The organism is Micromonospora sp. C31, assembly GCF_018070575.1.
Taxonomy (GTDB): domain Bacteria; phylum Actinomycetota; class Actinomycetes; order Mycobacteriales; family Micromonosporaceae; genus Micromonospora.
The window spans coordinates 185,745-201,250 of sequence record NZ_JAGPXN010000005.1; the positions used below are offsets into that span (position 1 = coordinate 185,745).

The 15,506-nt window shown below is 73.3% G+C and carries 17 protein-coding genes; 6 read left to right on the plus strand and 11 right to left on the minus strand.

The genetic code is table 11. The features are described from left to right. The first annotated feature begins 108 nt into the window (after positions 1-108). The 5 genes from KBX06_RS09650 to mug all read left to right on the plus strand — a co-directional run bounded on the left by KBX06_RS09650 (position 109) and on the right by mug (position 3,763). Complete coding sequence (locus tag KBX06_RS09650) at positions 109-1,017, plus strand: TIGR04222 domain-containing membrane protein (RefSeq protein ID WP_210834034.1); 909 nt, start codon at positions 109-111, stop codon at positions 1,015-1,017. Next, on the plus strand, positions 1,014-1,832 hold the full coding sequence (locus KBX06_RS09655) for a DUF692 domain-containing protein (protein ID WP_210834036.1): 819 nt from the start codon (positions 1,014-1,016) through the stop codon (positions 1,830-1,832). The genes KBX06_RS09650 and KBX06_RS09655 overlap by 4 nt, the downstream gene beginning before the upstream one ends. Beyond that, positions 1,829-2,275, plus strand: coding sequence for a hypothetical protein (locus KBX06_RS09660; RefSeq protein WP_210834038.1), 447 nt, complete (start codon positions 1,829-1,831; stop codon positions 2,273-2,275). Before KBX06_RS09655 ends, KBX06_RS09660 begins: the two co-directional genes overlap by 4 nt. 94 nt (positions 2,276-2,369) lie before the next feature. Then, positions 2,370-3,137, plus strand: a complete 768-nt coding sequence (locus KBX06_RS09665; RefSeq protein WP_210834040.1) for an SDR family oxidoreductase — start codon at positions 2,370-2,372, stop codon at positions 3,135-3,137. Next, complete coding sequence (gene mug, locus KBX06_RS09670; protein ID WP_210834042.1) at positions 3,137-3,763, plus strand: G/U mismatch-specific DNA glycosylase; 627 nt, start codon at positions 3,137-3,139, stop codon at positions 3,761-3,763. The genes KBX06_RS09665 and mug overlap by 1 nt, the downstream gene beginning before the upstream one ends. Positions 3,764-3,810: 47 nt before the next feature. On the opposite strand, the gene KBX06_RS09675 is transcribed toward mug, so the two are convergent. The 4 genes from KBX06_RS09675 to KBX06_RS09690 all read right to left on the minus strand — a co-directional run bounded on the left by KBX06_RS09675 (position 3,811) and on the right by KBX06_RS09690 (position 8,734). Beyond that, positions 3,811-5,790, minus strand: a complete 1,980-nt coding sequence (locus tag KBX06_RS09675; RefSeq protein WP_210834205.1) for an ABC transporter ATP-binding protein — start codon at positions 5,788-5,790, stop codon at positions 3,811-3,813. A 113-nt stretch (positions 5,791-5,903) separates the two neighbouring features. Beyond that, on the minus strand, positions 5,904-6,671 hold the full coding sequence (locus KBX06_RS09680) for an enoyl-CoA hydratase/isomerase family protein (RefSeq protein WP_210834044.1): 768 nt from the start codon (positions 6,669-6,671) through the stop codon (positions 5,904-5,906). A 46-nt stretch (positions 6,672-6,717) separates the two neighbouring features. Continuing rightward, positions 6,718-6,945, minus strand: coding sequence for a helix-turn-helix domain-containing protein (locus tag KBX06_RS09685; protein ID WP_007462679.1), 228 nt, complete (start codon positions 6,943-6,945; stop codon positions 6,718-6,720). A 184-nt stretch (positions 6,946-7,129) separates the two neighbouring features. Further along, on the minus strand, positions 7,130-8,734 hold the full coding sequence (locus KBX06_RS09690; protein WP_210834045.1) for an ABC-F family ATP-binding cassette domain-containing protein: 1,605 nt from the start codon (positions 8,732-8,734) through the stop codon (positions 7,130-7,132). Between the two features lie 243 nt (positions 8,735-8,977). Between KBX06_RS09690 and KBX06_RS09695 the strand changes: the two genes are divergently transcribed. Continuing rightward, positions 8,978-9,895, plus strand: coding sequence for a neutral zinc metallopeptidase (locus KBX06_RS09695; RefSeq protein WP_210834206.1), 918 nt, complete (start codon positions 8,978-8,980; stop codon positions 9,893-9,895). Positions 9,896-10,068: 173 nt separating this feature from the next. Here the strand turns inward: KBX06_RS09695 and KBX06_RS09700 are convergent, their stop codons facing one another. The 7 genes from KBX06_RS09700 to sufD all read right to left on the minus strand — a co-directional run bounded on the left by KBX06_RS09700 (position 10,069) and on the right by sufD (position 15,401). Beyond that, on the minus strand, positions 10,069-10,716 hold the full coding sequence (locus tag KBX06_RS09700; protein WP_247685552.1) for an acVLRF1 family peptidyl-tRNA hydrolase: 648 nt from the start codon (positions 10,714-10,716) through the stop codon (positions 10,069-10,071). A gap of 156 nt (positions 10,717-10,872) precedes the next feature. Then, on the minus strand, positions 10,873-11,307 hold the full coding sequence (locus KBX06_RS09705) for a metal-sulfur cluster assembly factor (protein ID WP_210834047.1): 435 nt from the start codon (positions 11,305-11,307) through the stop codon (positions 10,873-10,875). After that, a complete protein-coding gene (gene sufU, locus KBX06_RS09710; protein WP_210834049.1) occupies positions 11,304-11,780 on the minus strand; it encodes a Fe-S cluster assembly sulfur transfer protein SufU in 477 nt (158 codons plus the stop codon). Before sufU ends, KBX06_RS09705 begins: the two co-directional genes overlap by 4 nt. Before the next feature lie 42 nt (positions 11,781-11,822). After that, on the minus strand, positions 11,823-13,127 hold the full coding sequence (locus KBX06_RS09715) for a cysteine desulfurase (protein ID WP_210834051.1): 1,305 nt from the start codon (positions 13,125-13,127) through the stop codon (positions 11,823-11,825). Positions 13,128-13,159: 32 nt separating this feature from the next. Next, positions 13,160-13,933 (minus strand): Fe-S cluster assembly ATPase SufC, encoded by a 774-nt coding sequence (gene sufC, locus KBX06_RS09720; protein ID WP_088999375.1) that lies wholly within the window; start codon positions 13,931-13,933, stop codon positions 13,160-13,162. After that, positions 13,933-14,259, minus strand: coding sequence for a non-heme iron oxygenase ferredoxin subunit (locus KBX06_RS09725; RefSeq protein WP_210834053.1), 327 nt, complete (start codon positions 14,257-14,259; stop codon positions 13,933-13,935). The genes sufC and KBX06_RS09725 overlap by 1 nt, the downstream gene beginning before the upstream one ends. Continuing rightward, positions 14,259-15,401 (minus strand): Fe-S cluster assembly protein SufD, encoded by a 1,143-nt coding sequence (gene sufD / locus KBX06_RS09730; RefSeq protein WP_210834055.1) that lies wholly within the window; start codon positions 15,399-15,401, stop codon positions 14,259-14,261. Before sufD ends, KBX06_RS09725 begins: the two co-directional genes overlap by 1 nt. Positions 15,402-15,506 lie beyond the last annotated feature (105 nt).

The following is a 15,506-nucleotide window of genomic DNA, read 5'->3' on the forward strand; positions in this document are numbered from 1 at the left end:
CCCTCTCGCCGTGCGTACCGGTCCGGTAACTCGGCTGCCGCGGTGGGTACGCCCTGGCGAGGCTGCTCCACAATTGGCTCGCGATCCCCTCGCCCGACAGGAGCAGCCATGCCCATCCTCGCCGCCCCTGGTGACACCTGGGGCATCCCCGGTCCGGTCTTCCTCAGCGGCTATCTCCTCGCGGCCGTCGTGATCGTCGTCGGTACGCTCGTCCACCGGCTCTCGGCCCTCGCCGGCCCGCCGGTGGGTCACGTCGGCCACCTCGGCCCACAGCAGGTCGCCTACCTCAACGGCGGGCAGCAGCTGGCGATCTGGGCCTCGGTCGGCGCACTGCGCAGCTACGGGGCCATCGGCGTACGGCCGGACCGGCGGCTCACCACCGGCGGGCCGCTGCCGGCCGGGATCACGCCGCTGGACCAGGCGATCCACTTCGCGGCCGGCCGCAACGCCACCACCCGGGAACTGGCCCGCGACGAGTGGGTCGGCCGGGCGCTCGACCAGCTGCGGACCAGCCTGGAGCAGCACGGGCTCGCGCTCGCGCCGGCCCGCCGGGCCGCGCTGCGCCTGGGCGCGTTCCTGCTCACCGCACTGCTGCTGGTCGGCATGGCGCGCATCGTCGCCGGGCTGGCCAACGACCGGCCGGTGGGCTGGCTCGTGCTGAGCCAGCTCCCGCTGATCGTCGTGGCCGTCCTCCTGCACCGGGTGCCGTGGCGCACCCGCGCCGCCACCCGGACCCTGCGCGACCTGCGACGCCGGCACACCTACCTCGCGCCCGCCTCGGCCCCCGCCTACGCCACGTACGGCGCGGCGGGCGCCGCGATGGGGGTCGCGTTGTTCGGCACCGCTTCGCTCTACGCCATGGATCCCGGCTTCGCCGCCGAGGCCGAGATCCGGCGCCAGGCGATCGGCGGCGGTTCCTCCGGCGGCAGCTCGTGCGGTGGGGGCGGCTCGTGCAGCGGTGGCTCGGACGGCGGTGGCGGTGGCGGTGGCTGCGGCGGCGGTGGGTGCGGCGGATGACCGGCCCCGCCGGCGTCGGCATCGGCTGGCGGCCGGAGATCGCCGGCTTCGTCGCCGGCCTGCCCGGGCTGCGCTTCGTGGAGGTGGTCGCGGAGAGCCTCGCCGCGACCGGCCCACCGCCCGCGGGGCTGGCCGCCCTGCGCGAGCGCGGCGTGACGGTCGTACCGCACGGCGTGCGGCTGTCCCTCGGCGGCGCGGAACCGGTCGACCCGGCGCGCGTCGCCCACCTGGGGGCGGTGGCGGAGCTGGTCGGGGCGCCGCTGGTCAGCGAGCACATCGCATTCGTCCGGGCCGGCGGCGTCGAGGCCGGGCACCTGCTGCCGCTGCCCCGCAGCCGGGAGGCGGTCGACGCGGTCTGCGCCAACGTCGCCCGCGCCCAGGCCGCGCTGCCGGTGCCGATCGCGCTGGAACCGATCGCGGCCCTGTTCGACTGGCCCGACGACGAGCTGGACGAGGCCGACTTCCTCACCGAGATCCTGGACCGCACCGGCGCGTTCCTGCTGCTCGACGTCGCCAACGTGTACGCCAACGCCCGCAACCGGGGCGTCGACCCGGTCGCGCTGCTCGACCGGCTGCCGCTGGAGCGGGTCTCCTACGTGCACGTCGCGGGCGGCGCCGAGCACGGCGGCTACTACCACGACACGCACACCGATCCGGTGCCGCCACCGGTGCTCGACCTGCTGCGCGAGCTGTGCGCCCGCCGCCGGCCGCCCGCGCTCCTGCTCGAACGCGACGGGCACCACCCGCCCGCCCCGGTGCTCCGCGCCGAGCTGGACGCCCTGGCCGCCGCGTCCGGCTTCCCGGTGGTGACGTGAGCGGCGACCTGGCCGAGCGGCAGGCGGCGCTCGTGGCGGCGCTGGTGGCCGGCGGCCCGGTCCCGGCGGGCTTCGACCCGGCGGCGCTCGCCGCCGCCGGGGCCGCGCTGCTGCGCAAGCGCGCCGGGGAGGTGGCCCGGCACTGGCCGCTGCTCGCCGCCGGTCTCGGTCCACGGTGGCCGGCGACCTTCGCCCGGTGGGCGGCGGGACGACCGAGCGGGGGCTCCCTGCGCGACGGCTGGGACCTGGCCCGCGACCTGCGCGACCGGGGCGCGCTGCCGCCGCTGGGCGCGGAGGAGCTGGCCGCGCGCGAGGCCACCGACCGCTACGACGGGCACGCACCGCCGCGCCCGCGCCGGCTGCCGGGCTGGGGGCACGCCGGCGGGGCCGTCGCGGTCCAGGCCGCCGGTCGGGTACGCCTACTGCGTCCCGCCCGCCGCTGACCGCCCGCCGCTGACCGCCCGCCGCTGACCGCCCGCCGCCGCCGGCCCGAGGGCCCCGCTGGCGGATCCCGCCGGGTGCGGCAGGATCGACGGTATGGATCTCGGACTGACCGATCGGGTGTACGTACTCACCGGCGCCTCCCGAGGGCTGGGCTACGCCACCGCGGAGTGCCTCGTCGCCGACGGCGCCCGCGTCGTGCTCTCCGCCCGTGACGCCGACGCGGTGGCCGCCGCCGCGCAGCGCCTCGGCGGGCCGGAGCGGGCGGTCGGGCTGACCGCCGACCTGACCGACGCGCAGACGCCGGAGCGCCTCGTGGCGGCGGCCCGGGAGCACTTCGGCCGGCTGGACGGGGCGCTGGTCTCGGTCGGCGGGCCACCGCCGGGCAGCGCCGCCTCGGTCACCGACGAGCAGTGGCGCCGCTCCTTCGAGACGGTCTTCCTCGGCACCGTCCGGATGGTCCGTACCGTCGCCGAGATCCTGGCCGAGGGCGGAGGCGGGGCGGTCGGGCTGGTCCTGTCGACCTCGGCGCGCGGGCCGGTGCCCGGCCTGGGCATCTCCAACGGCCTGCGGCCCGGCCTCGCGGGCATGGCCAAGGACGTCGCCGACGAGTACGGGCCCCGGGGCGTACGGGTGGTCGGTCTGCTGCCCGGCCGGATCATGACCGACCGCAACGTGGAGCTCTTCGCCGCCACCGGCGACCCCGAACGGGCGCGCGCGGAGGCCGAGGCCGCCATTCCGCTGCGCCGCATCGGCTCCCCCGCCGAGTTCGGCCGGGTGGCCGCGTTCGTGCTCTCCCCCGCCGCGAGCTACCTGACCGGGGTCACCGTGCCGGTCGACGGCGGCGTCCTGCGGAGCCTGTGATGGCCGCGCCCGCCGGCGAGCCGCCCCTCGGCTCCCCCGTCCGGCGGCGGACGGGGGCGGCGGACCCGGCCGGTCGGTATCCGCGGCCCACGCGGGAGGAACTCGCCGCGGCGGCGGAGCGCACCATTCCCGACGTCGTCGCCCCCGGCCTGGAGGTGCTCTTCGTGGGAATCAACCCGGGCCTGTGGTCGGCGGCGACCGGCTGGCACTTCGCCCGCCCGGGCAACCGGTTCTGGCCCGCGCTGCACCGGGGCGGGTTCACGCCCCGGCTGCTGCACCCCAGCGAGCAGGACGAGCTGCCGGGCTACGGCCTGGGCATCAGCAACATGGTGGCGCGGGCCAGCGCCCGCGCCGACGAGCTGACCCCGGCCGAACTTATCGAGGGGGCGCAGATCCTCACCGCCAAGGTCGAACGGCACCGCCCCCGGTGGGTGGCCGTGGTGGGGGTGACCGCGTACCGGATCGGGTTCGCCCGGCCGAAGGCCACCTTCGGGCCGCAGCCGGAGCGGCTGGCCGGCGCCCGGCTGTGGGTGCTGCCCAACCCCAGCGGCCTGAACGCGCACTTCACCCCGGAGACGCTCGGCGCCGCGTTCGGGGAGTTGCGGGCGGCGGTCGCCGCCGGCTGAGGCGCGGGTCGGTCGGCGGCGGCGTCACCAGGCCGCCCGGGCCGGCGTCAGTTGGCCGCCGCCGGCGGGAGCGCCTCGTCGGCGAGGTAGGGCCGCAGCGGCGGTACGGCCACCGGCTCGGGCCCGGTCGCGTCGACGTACGGGGTGGGCGAGTCGGCGACGGCGAACTGGGTGCGGTAGAGCTCGGCGTAGAGCCCGTTCACCGCCACCAGTTCCTCGTGGCGCCCCCGCTCGACGATCCGCCCGCCGTCGAGCACCAGGATCTGGTCGGCGTCGCGGACGGTCGACAACCGGTGCGCGATCACCAGCGCGGTACGCCCGGTCAGCGCCACCGACAGCGCCCGCTGCACCGCGGCCTCGCTCTCCGAGTCGAGGTGGGCGGTCGCCTCGTCGAGGATCACGATCGACGGGGCCTTGAGCAGCAGTCGGGCGATGGCGATGCGCTGCTTCTCGCCACCGGAGAAGCGGTAGCCGCGCTCACCGACGAGGGTCTCGAGCCCTTCCGGCAGCGACCGCACCAGGTCGGCGACCTGCGCCCCGGCCAGCGCCGCCCAGATCTCGTCGTCGGTGGCGTCCGGCTTGGCGTAGCGCAGGTTCTCGGCGATGGACTCGTGGAACAGGTGCGAATCCTGGGTGACCACGCCGATCTCGTCGCGCAGCGAGTCGAGGGTGGCGTCGCGGACGTCGACGCCGCCGACCCGCACCTGCCCGTCGGTGACGTCGTAGATGCGGGAGATCAGCATGGACAGCGTCGACTTGCCGGCGCCGGAGGGGCCGACCAGCGCGACCATCTGCCCCGGCTCGACCGCGAACGAGACGCCCCTGAGCACGGGCTCGTTGACGGTGCGGTCGAGGGCGGCGACCTCCTCCAGGGAGGCGAGCGAGATCTCGGTGGCGCTGGGGTAGCGGAACCGGACGTCGCGGAACTCGACCCGGCCGCCGCCGGGCGGCACCGGCACGGCGTCGGGCTTCTCCTCGATCGTCGGCTTGAGGTCGAGCACCTCGAAGACCCGGTCGAAGGAGACCAGCGCGCTCATCACGTCGACCCGGACGTTGGACAGCGCGGTCAGCGGGCCGTAGAGACGGGTGAGCAGCAGCGCGAGGGTCACCACGGTGCCGGCGCTGACGTTGCCGGTGACCGCCAGCCAGCCACCGAGACCGTAGGTGAGCGCCTGGGCCAGCGAGGCCACCAGCAGCATGGCCACGAAGAAGGTCCGCGAGTACATCGCGGACTGGATGCCGATGTCGCGGACCCGCTCGGCCCGCCCGGCGAACCGGCGTGCCTCCACCTCGGGCCGGCCGAAGAGCTTCACCAGCAACGCGCCCGACACGCCGAACCGCTCGGTCATCGTCGCGTTCATCTTCGCGTCGAGGTTGTAGGACTCCCGGGTGATCTCGGCCAGCCGCTTGCCGACCCGGCGGGCGGGGATGATGAAGACCGGCAGCAGCACCAGCGAGAGCGCGGTGATCTGCCAGGAGAGGGTGAACATCACCGCGGCGGTGAGCACGAGCTGGATGACGTTGCTGACCACCCCGGACAGCGTCGAGGTGAACGCCCGCTGGGCGCCGAGCACGTCGTTGTTGAGCCGGCTGACCAGCGCCCCGGTCTGGGTACGGGTGAAGAACTGCAGCGGCATCCGCTGGACGTGGCCGTAGACCCGGGTGCGCAGGTCGAGGATGATGCCCTCGCCGATGCGGGCCGAGTACCACCGCTGGACGAGGGAGAAGAGCGCGTCGGCCACCGCGAGCCCGGCGATGACGAGCGCCAGCCGGACCACCGCGCTGCCGGCGTCGGCGCCGCCCCGGGTGATCGTGTCGATCACGTCGCCGGCGAGCACCGGGGTGGCGACCCCGATGACCGCGGCGAGCACGACGGTGACCAGGAACACGACGATGTCCCGGCGGTAGGGCCCCGCGAAGGCCACGATCCGGCGGGCCACCCCGCGCTTGAGCCGGTGTGTGGAGATCTCGTCGCGGTTGCGCATCGACCGGAGCATGCTCCAGCCGGCCATGCCGCCGCCGGACATCGAGTTGGACACGTTCACCTCCGGGTCGTCGGGTTCGACCGGACCGTCAGGTCAATTCTCCCGACGACTCTGACAACCTCGGCCGTAACCCTGGTCTTCCCGGACGGTCCTTACTATTCTCCGCGCCCGGCGAGATCGCGCAGCCGGCGGGTCTGCGCCTCGCGTTCGGCCCGCTGCTGGTCGGCGGCGGACCGGCCGGTGGCGCCGGCGAGCAGGGCCTTGATCTCCACCACCGCGTTACGGTCGTTGGCCACCAGCCCGGCGGCGAGGTCGCGCACCGCGGCGTCCAACTCGGCGTTCGGCACCACCAGGGTGGCCAGGCCGATCCGGTCCGCCTCGGCGGCGTCCATCCGTCGGCCGGTCGCGCAGATCTCCAGCGCGCGGCTGTAGCCGACCAGATCGACCAGGCGCCCCGTGCCGGCGAGGTCCGGGACCAGGCCGAGCGTCACCTCGGCCATGGAGAGCTTCGCGTCCTCGGCCAGCACACGCAGGTCACAGGCGAGCGCCAGCTGGAAGCCGGCGCCGATCGCATGCCCCTGCACGGCGGCGACGGAGACGACGTCGGGGCGGTGCAGCCAGGTGAAGCCGCCCTGGTATTCCGCGATCCGGTCGGCGCACTCCTGCTCGGGCAGGGTGGCCAGCTCGGCGAAGGACCCCGGGCCGGCGGCGCCGGCCACCGACAGGTCGAGGCCGGCGGAGAACGCCCGTCCCTCGGCGCGTACGACCACGACGCGCACGTCGCCGGGGAGATCCCGGGAGAAGTCACTCATCGCGCGCCACATCGCCGGGGTCTGGGCGTTGAGCACGTCGGGCCGGCACAACGTGACCGTCGCGACCGGCCCGTCGCATTCCAGCCGGACCCCGGTCGCCTCGGCGGTCACCGAGCGACCCGGGGAGCGGCGCTGATGGACGACGCTGGTGGGCGGGTCACGCCTTCTTGCGGCGTCGGGCGCCGCCACGCTGCCGCAGCTGGACCCCGGACTCGGTGAGCACCCGGTGGATGAACCCGTAGGAACGGCCGGTCGAGGCCGCGAGCGCGCGGATGCTCTCACCCGAGGTGTACCGCTTTACCAGGTCCTTGGCGAGCGTCTGACGCTCGGCTCCGACGATCCGGCGACCCTTCTCAGTGCTGGTGGCTGTGCCAGTGGCTGCCATGCTGTGTCCTCACGTCCCAGACTGTGCGGTTCGGATACGGTCCCACCTATTAGACCGCCTCGAACGATCATGCGCCAGATATCAACTCTTCGCCAACCGACACGCTATGCAATGTCAGCTTCCCGATACAGTGATGCTCCGACGCGTCCGGGAGGTCCAACCGCCCCTGCGTGTCTCAGCACAGTCAGGCCAGCTCGACGAGTTCGAGCAGGTCGTCGCTCCAGGCGTCCTCGTCGCCGTCGGGCAGCAGGATGGCGCGGTCGGGCTTCAGCGCCATGACCGCACCCGGGTCGTGGGTGACCAGCACGATCGCGCCCGGATAGCGGGCGATGGCGTCGAGCACCTGCTCCCGGCTGACCGGGTCGAGGTTGTTCGTCGGCTCGTCGAGCAGCAGCACGTTCGCCCCGGAGCAGACCAGGGTGGCCAGCGCCAGCCGGGTCTTCTCGCCACCGGAGAGCACCCCGGCCGGCTTGTCCACGTCGTCGCCCGAGAAGAGGAACGCGCCGAGGATCTTGCGCAGGTCGGTGTCGGTCTGCTCGATGGCGGCGCTGCGCATGTGCTCCAGCACGGTGCGGTCCACGTCGAGCGTCTCGTGCTCCTGCGCGTAGTAGCCCAGCCGCAGGCCGTGCCCGGCGTGCACCTCGCCGGTGTCCGGCTCCAGCAGGCCGCCGAGCATCCGCAGCAGGGTGGTCTTGCCGGCGCCGTTGAGCCCGAGGATGGCCACCCGCGAGCCCCGGTCGACCGCCACGTCGACATCGGTGAAGATCTCCAGCGAGCCGTACGACTTCGACAGGCCGGTCGCGGTCAGCGGGGTCTTGCCGCACGAGGCCGGGCTCGGGAAGCGCACCTTCGCCACCTTGTCGGCGACGCGTACCTCCTCCAGGCCGGAGATCAGCTTCTCGGCCCGCCGGGCCATGTTCTGCGCGGCGACGGTCTTGGTGGCCTTGGCCCGCATCTTGTCGGCCTGCGCCATCAGCGCGCCGGCCTTCTTCTCGGCGTTGGCCCGCTCCCGGCGGCGGCGCCGTTCGTCGGTCTCGCGGGCCTCCAGGTACGCCTTCCAGCCCAGGTTGTAGACGTCGACCACGGCGCGGGTGGCGTCGAGGAACCACACCTTGTTGACCACCGACTCCAGCAGCGAGCCGTCGTGGGAGATCACGATCAGGCCGCCCTTGTGGTTGGCGAGGAAGCTGCGCAGCCAGGTGATGGAGTCGGCGTCGAGGTGGTTGGTCGGCTCGTCGAGCAGCAGGATGCCGCCGCCGTTCTCGCCCGCGTCGCGGAACAGGATCCGGGCCAGCTCGATGCGGCGGCGCTGACCGCCGGAGAGCGTGCCGATGGTCTGGGCGAGCGCCCGGTCCGGCAGGCCCAGGTTGGCGCAGATCCGAGCGGCCTCGGCCTCGGCCGCGTACCCGCCGAGGGAGGCGAACTGGTCCTCCAGCGCGCCGTAGCGGCGGACCAGTTTGTCGTCGGTGTCGTCGGCCAGCTTGGCCTCGACCTCCTTCATCTGGGCCATCAGCACGTCCAGGCCCCGGGCGGAGAGCACCCGGTCGCGGCCGGTGACCTCCAGGTCGCCCGTGCGGGGGTCCTGCGGAAGGTAGCCGATGGCGCTGCGCCGGTCGATCTGCCCGGCATAGGGCTGGCCCTCGCCGGCGAGCACCTTCAGCGTGGTGGTCTTGCCGGCGCCGTTGCGGCCGACCAGGCCGATCCGGTCACCCGGCTGCACGCGCAGCGTGGTGTCGGACAGCAGGATCCGGGCGCCGGCGCGCAGCTCCAGGCCGGTGGCAGTGATCATGTCGGAGGACTCGCTCTCGGGGTCTGGAAGGGCTGACTCAGGGCACGCGAAAGCGCCGGCGAGCACGAGGCCCGTCGGCGCGGGGCGGTTCAGCCTTCGCAGAGCAGCACGGGGCAAGTGTACCGGGCGCCGCCCGACCGTCCCGACGGATTACCGATCAAGATCATCGGGTACCGGAACGCCGTCCGGACCCGGTCCGGTACCGCAACCACCAAAACGGATCAAATGGTGATCGGGGTAGACATGGAGCTGAACGAGAACGCGCGGATCGACACCAGCCAGGTGGACGACCGGCGAGGATCCGGCAGGGGCGGCGGGCTGGGCGGCATCCCCATCCCGATCGGCGGCGGCCGCGGCGGCATCGTCGGCCTCGTCATCGCCGTGCTCGTCGCGCTCGTCGGCGGCGGCTTCGGCCTGAACGCGGCCACCAGCGGCGGCGACGAGCCGCAGGGCGACAACACGTCGCTGGAACAGAAGTGCTCTGCCGAGGACGCGCTCCAGCAGCTCGACTGCCGCAACACGCTCTACGTCAACTCCATCCAGGCGTACTGGCAGAAAGCGCTGCCCGAGGCGTTCGGCGAGCAGTACCGCCCGTCGCGCACGGTGTTCTTCAGCCAGGGCGTCAACACCGCCTGCGGGCAGGCCGACTCGGGCGTCGGACCGTTCTACTGCCCCGCCGACGACCAGGTCTACATCGACCTGACCTTCTACCAGGTGCTCGCCCAGCAGCTCGGCGCCGCCGGCGAGTTCGCCCAGCCGTACGTGCTCGCCCACGAGTACGGCCACCACGTGCAGGACCTGCTCGGCACCGAGGCCCAGATGCGCCGCCAGCAACAGCGCGACCCGGACAACGCGAACGCGCTCTCGGTGAAGCTGGAGCTCCAGGCCGACTGCTACGCCGGCGCCTGGGCCAAGAACGCCACCGGCACCGCCGACGCGAGCGGCCAGAAGATCTTCAACAGCATCAGCGAGCAGGACATCCAGCAGGCCGTCGACGCGGCCGAGAAGATCGGCGACGACGCCATCTCGAAGCGGGCCAACCGGCCGGTGAACCCGGACGAGTTCACCCACGGCTCGTCGGAGCAGCGCAGGCAGTGGTTCACCCGCGGTTACGAGACCGGGGACCCGAAGTCCTGCGACACCTTCCGCGGCAGCCTCTGAACTCACGGGCGACCGCCCCTCGGCGGCCGGTGGGCGCTCGCCCACCGGCCGCCGTCGTTGTCCGGGGCGCGCGCCCGCTCCCGGCGCGTGCACGAGAGCCACGGGCCACGCCGCGGCGGACGGCAACGCCGGCCGACGCCGGCCCGAGGGGCGCGCGAACCGCCCGAAGGAGGTCAGGCCGGGTCGCGGACCAGGATCCGGACCGCCCGGGCCGCCGCGATCGCGCCGACCAGCACGGCGTGCCGGGGCTCGGGCACGTCCAGCAGCCGCTCGGCGCGCAGCGCCGCCAGCGGGACGAGCCGCCGGTCGGCCAGCACGGTGTCCACGGCCCGCCGGTCGCCGCCGCAGACCAGCGCGCGCAACGACGACGCCTCCGGCAGCAGCAGCCGTACGGCCAGCTCGGCGGCGTCGCCCAGCGCCGCCTTCGCCTGGTTGTCGCGCCGCCGGGCGAAGCGCTGCTGCGACCAGCCCCCGGCGGCGGTACGTCCCTGCACGTAGCGGGTGTCCACCTTGGAGATCACCAGCTGCTCCCCCGCCGCCACACCGACGGCCACCGCACCCTTGCGGGCGAGTAGCAGGCCGAGCCGGCGGGGCGCGGCGGCGGCGGCCACGAAGCCGGGCACGTCGGGGGCGGCGGGGGCGCCGGGTGGGGTGTGCAGCTCGGCGGTCGCGCCGTCCGCGGCGGCGAGCAGCAGTCCGTACGCCTCGATGGTGGTGGCGGGCGGGCCGTGCCGGTCGGCGAAGCCCTCGACCCAGCGGGCCACCCGTGCCGGGTCCACCTCGACCCAGCGGCCGCCTCCGGCTGCGGGTCGGCTGCTCATGCGCTCGAACCTACGGCAACACGGCGCCGGCGGCTCGGGGGGTACGTCTCGATCACGCCCCGATCCTGCTTCCCCACCTGCCCGCCGGCGCAAACGCGTCGAGCGCGCCGCCCCGCAGGGGGCGACGCGCTCGACGGGTACCGGCGCAGGTGGCGGTCAGACGTTGAACCCGAGGGTACGGAGCTGGTCACGCCCCTCGTCGGTGATCTTGTCCGGCCCCCACGGCGGCAGCCACACCCAGTTGATCCGCATGTCGTCGACCAGGCCGCCGCCCGGGCCGGTGGTCAGCGCCTGCCGGGCCTGGTCCTCGATCACATCGGTCAGCGGGCACGCCGCCGAGGTCAGCGTCATGTCCAGGGTGGCGACGTTGTCGTCGCCGACGTGTACGCCGTACAACAGGCCGAGGTCGACCACGTTGATGCCCAGCTCCGGGTCGACGACGTCCCGCATCGCCTCCTCGATGTCGGCGATCGCGGCCTTCCCCCCGGCCGGCGGCGCACCGTTCGTGGCCGGTGCGGCGGACTCCGCCGCCGGGGCGGTCGCGCCCTCGGTCGCCGGGGTCGCCGCGGTGGCGGTGTCCTCGCTGCTCATGCCTCAACCTCCGTCGGGCTCACGCCCACACCGGCGCGTGCCGCGGCGTCCTTGAACGCCATCCACGGCAACAGCGCGCACTTGACCCGGGCGGGGTAGCGGGCGACGCCCGCGAACGCGACCCCGTCACCGAGCACGTCCTCGTCCGGCGTGACCTGGCCACGGCCGGACATCAACTCGACGAACGCCTCGTGCACCCGGAACGCGTCGCCCGCGCCCCGGCCCACGAGCAGCTCGTGCAGCACGCTCGCCGACGCCTGGCTGATCGAGCAGCCCATGCCGTCGTACGAGACGTCGTGCAGCACCTCGCCGTCGGTCGCCACCCGTACGGTGACCTCGTCACCGCAGGTCGGGTTGACGTGGTGCGCCTCGGCGACCCGGGCACCCGTGGCGTCCGGGTCGCGCAGGCCGCGACCGTGCGGGTGCTTGTAGTGGTCCAGGATGATCTCCTGGTAAAGAGATTCAAGCTGCATCGGGCTGAACTCCCGTCGATCCGCGGGCTGCTGCGTCGCCGCTCACTCGAACACCTTCCGCACCTGCTCCAGGCCCGCCACCAGGGCGTCGATCTCCCCGGTGGTGGTGTAGAGGTAGAACGAGGCCCGCGTCATGGCCGGTACGCCGAACCGGGTGCACACCGGCTTGGCGCAGTGGTGGCCCACGCGCACCTGCACGCCGAGCGAGTCGAGCACCTGCCCGACGTCGTGCGGGTGGATGTCACCGAGGGCGAACGAGATGGTGCCGCCCCGGCCCACCGGCACGGTCGGCCCGAAGATCCGCAGGCCGGGCACCGTGGCGAGGGCGTCCAGCGCGTACGCCGTCAGCTCCTTCTCGTGCCACTGGACGGCCCGCATCCCGATGCCCGCGAGGTAGTCGACGGCCGCCCCGAGCGCGACCGCCTCGGCGATCGGCGGGGTGCCCGCCTCGAACCGGGCCGGCGGCGCGGCGAACGTCGAGCGGGCCATGGTGACCGTCTCGATCATCGATCCGCCGCCCAGCACCGGCGGCATCGCCGCCAGCAGCTCGCCCCGGCCCCAGAGCACCCCGATGCCGGTCGGCCCGCACATCTTGTGCCCGGTGAAGACGACGAAGTCGGCGTCGTGGTCGACCACGTCCATCGGCATGTGCGGCACCGACTGGGAGCAGTCGAGCAGCAGCAGCGCCCCCACCTCGCGCACCCGCGCGGTGATCCGCGAGGTGGCGTTGACCGTACCGAGGATGTTGGACATGTGCACCAGCGAGACGATCTTCGTCCGCTCGGTGACCAGGTCCTGAAGCCCCGACTCGTCCAGGCGCCCCTGGTCGGTGACCGGGAACCAGCGCAGGGTCGCGCCGGTGCGCTCGCAGAGCAGCTGCCACGGGACGATGTTCGAGTGGTGCTCCATCTCGGAGATCACCACCTCGTCGCCGGGGCCGAGCCGGAAGCGGGGGTCGGCGTCGGGTCGCAGCGAGGCGTTGGAGAACGCGTACGCCACGATGTTGATCGCCTCGGTGGAGTTCTTGGTGAACACCACCTCGTCCACGCTCGGCGCGTTGATGAACGCGGCGATCTTCGCCCGCGCGCCCTCGTACGCCTCGGTGGCCTCGGTGCCCAGGGTGTGCACCGAACGGGACACGTTGGCGTTGTGCATCGCGTAGTGCTCACCGAGCACGTCGAGCACCTGCCGCGGCTTGTGTGAGGTGTTGGCGCTGTCGAGGTAGACCAGCCGGTGCCCGTTGACCTCCCGGTCGAGGATCGGGAAGTCGGCGCGCACCTTCGCCACGTCGTAACGCGGCACGTCGTCGTACTGCGGCATCCCCGGCGGGATCGCGATGGAAGTCATGTCGACCGGCCCACCCATTCTTCCGAGAGGACTCAGGCCCGTGCCGCGCCGGCCCCGGCGGCGTACCGCTCGTAGCCCTCTTCCTCGAGCTTGTCGGCCAGCTCCGGGCCGCCCTGCTCGACGATCCGGCCGGCGACGAAGACGTGCACGAAGTCCGGCTTGATGTAGCGCAGGATCCGGGTGTAGTGGGTGATCAGCAGCATGCCGGTGTCGCCGTTGTCGCGGACCCGGTTCACGCCCTCGCTGACCACGCGCAGCGCGTCCACGTCGAGGCCGGAGTCGGTCTCGTCGAGGATGGCGATCTTCGGCTTGAGCAGCTCAAGCTGCACGATCTCGTGCCGCTTCTTCTCGCCGCCGGAGAAGCCCTCGTTGACGTTGCGCTGGGCGAAGGCCGGGTCCATCTGGAGGCGCTCCATGGCCCCGCGCAGCTCGCCGCCCCAGGTGCGCAGCTTGGGCGCCTGGCCGTCGATGGCGGTCTTGGCGGTACGCAGGAAGTTCGCCACCGAGACGCCGGGGACCTCGACCGGGTACTGCATGGCCAGGAAGAGGCCGGCGCGGGCCCGCTCGTCCACGGACAGGGCCAGCACGTCCTCGCCGTCGAGGGTCACCGAGCCGCCGGTGATCTCGTACTTGGGGTGGCCGGCGATCGAGTAGGCCAGGGTGGACTTGCCGGAGCCGTTCGGGCCCATGATCGCGTGGGTCTCGCCCGAGCGGACGGTCAGGTCGACACCGGCCAGGATCGGCTTGAGCTCACCCTCGGGCAGCTTGACCGACACCTTCAGGTCGCGGATCTCCAGGGTGCTCATTATCGGGTCACTCCATTGCTCGGCGTGAGACTGACGTAGATGTCGCCGTCTCGGACTTCGACGGGATAGACGGGAACGGGTTCGGTGGCGGGCAGCCCGGTCGGCTCGCCGGTCCTCAGGTCGAAACGGGATCCGTGCAGCCAGCATTCCAACGTGCAGCCGGAGACCTCCCCCTCGGAGAGGGCGACCGCGGCGTGCGAGCACTCGTCGTAGGCGGCGTAGAAGAGGCCGTCCTCGGCGTGCACCAGCGCGATCGGGGTGCCGTCGACGTCCGCGCTGACCACGGTGCCCTTCGGCACGTCCTCGGTGGAGCAGAGGCGGATCATCAGGCGCCGGCCTTGGTGAGCCGGGCCTCGATGGCGTCGCCCAGCCGCTCGCGCAGCGACTCGACCGGGATCTTGTTGATCAGCTCCGCGAAGAAGCCGCGGACCACCAGGCGCCGCGCCTCGGACTCCGGGATGCCCCGGGCCATCAGGTAGAACAACTGCTCGTCGTCGAAGCGCCCGGTCGCGCTCGCGTGCCCGGCGCCGGCGATCTCGCCGGTCTCGATCTCCAGATTGGGTACGGAGTCCGCCCGCGCGCCGTCGGTCAGCAGCAGGTTCCGGTTGATCTCGTACGTGTCGGTGCCGGTCGCCTCGGCGCGGATCAGCACGTCGCCCACCCAGACGGTGTGTGCGCTCTCGCCCTGCAGGGCACCCCGGTAGCCGACGTGGCTGCGGCAGTCCGGCACGGTGTGGTCGACCAGCTGGCGGTGCTCCAGGTGCTGGCCCGAGTCGGCGAAGTAGAGGCCGTACAGTTCGGCCTCGCCGCCCCGCTCGGTGTACTCCACCGAGGTGTACTGCCGGACCAGGTCGCCGCCCAGGGAGACCTGGACGTGCACCACCTTGGCGTCGCGGCCCAGCCGGACCCGCAGGTGCTGGGCCTGCACGGCGTCGCCGGCCCAGTCGGCGACGGTGACCAGGGTCAGCTTCGCCCCGTCGGCCACGGACACCTCGACGTTGTCGGCCAGCGTGGCCGAACCGACGTGCTCCAGCACCAGGGTCACCTCGGCGAACCGGCCCACCTCGACGAAGGTGTGCCCGAAGGCCAGGCCCTCGGCGCCCTCGCCGACCACCCGCAGGCCCACCGGCTCGGCCACCACGGCGTCGCGGGCGACCTGGACCAGCAGCGCCTGCCCGGCCCCGCCGTAGGCCAGCGCGCTGACCCGGTCGACCGGGGTGAGCACGCTGCCCACCCGCGGGTCGTCGAAGCCGATCCGCTCGACGGTGACGCCCTCGGGCAGGTCGCCATGCTCGTGACGGACCGCTCCGGTGGCGGCCTGCGCCTCGCCGGTGAGCCCGCGCAGCCGCTTGAGCGGGGTGAAGCGCCACTCCTCCTCCAGGCCCGTGAGGGCCGGGAAGTCGGCGACGTCGTACGAGCGGAGCGCCTGCGACTTGGTGCTGGGCGGCGCGGAAGCCTGGGTAGTCATCTCTTCCTTGGTCTGTTCTACGACGACGGTGTCATTGACTGGAGGGTCGGTCGGTGTTCGCGCTGCCCGGCCAGAGGGGTCGGCGTCCGGCGGCCCCGCAACGGG

Bases quoted from the DNA above. Each gene is read 5' to 3' on its own strand.
- KBX06_RS09705 (WP_210834047.1), bottom strand. From the start codon at position 11,307: ATGAGCAGCGAGGACACCGCCACCGCGGCGACCCCGGCGACCGAGGGC.
- sufC (WP_088999375.1), bottom strand. From the start codon at position 13,933: ATGAGCACCCTGGAGATCCGCGACCTGAAGGTGTCGGTCAAGCTGCCC.
- sufD (WP_210834055.1), bottom strand. From the start codon at position 15,401: ATGACTACCCAGGCTTCCGCGCCGCCCAGCACCAAGTCGCAGGCGCTC.
- KBX06_RS09725 (WP_210834053.1), bottom strand. From the start codon at position 14,259: ATGATCCGCCTCTGCTCCACCGAGGACGTGCCGAAGGGCACCGTGGTC.
- sufU (WP_210834049.1), bottom strand. From the start codon at position 11,780: ATGCAGCTTGAATCTCTTTACCAGGAGATCATCCTGGACCACTACAAG.
- KBX06_RS09650 (WP_210834034.1), top strand. From the start codon at position 109: ATGCCCATCCTCGCCGCCCCTGGTGACACCTGGGGCATCCCCGGTCCG.
- KBX06_RS09715 (WP_210834051.1), bottom strand. From the start codon at position 13,127: ATGACTTCCATCGCGATCCCGCCGGGGATGCCGCAGTACGACGACGTG.
- KBX06_RS09675 (WP_210834205.1), bottom strand. From the start codon at position 5,790: ATGTCCGGCGGCGGCATGGCCGGCTGGAGCATGCTCCGGTCGATGCGC.
- KBX06_RS09685 (WP_007462679.1), bottom strand. From the start codon at position 6,945: ATGGCAGCCACTGGCACAGCCACCAGCACTGAGAAGGGTCGCCGGATC.
- KBX06_RS09700 (WP_247685552.1), bottom strand. From the start codon at position 10,716: ATGAGCAGCCGACCCGCAGCCGGAGGCGGCCGCTGGGTCGAGGTGGAC.
- KBX06_RS09665 (WP_210834040.1), top strand. From the start codon at position 2,370: ATGGATCTCGGACTGACCGATCGGGTGTACGTACTCACCGGCGCCTCC.
- KBX06_RS09655 (WP_210834036.1), top strand. From the start codon at position 1,014: ATGACCGGCCCCGCCGGCGTCGGCATCGGCTGGCGGCCGGAGATCGCC.
- KBX06_RS09690 (WP_210834045.1), bottom strand. From the start codon at position 8,734: ATGATCACTGCCACCGGCCTGGAGCTGCGCGCCGGCGCCCGGATCCTG.
- mug (WP_210834042.1), top strand. From the start codon at position 3,137: ATGGCCGCGCCCGCCGGCGAGCCGCCCCTCGGCTCCCCCGTCCGGCGG.
- KBX06_RS09695 (WP_210834206.1), top strand. From the start codon at position 8,978: ATGGAGCTGAACGAGAACGCGCGGATCGACACCAGCCAGGTGGACGAC.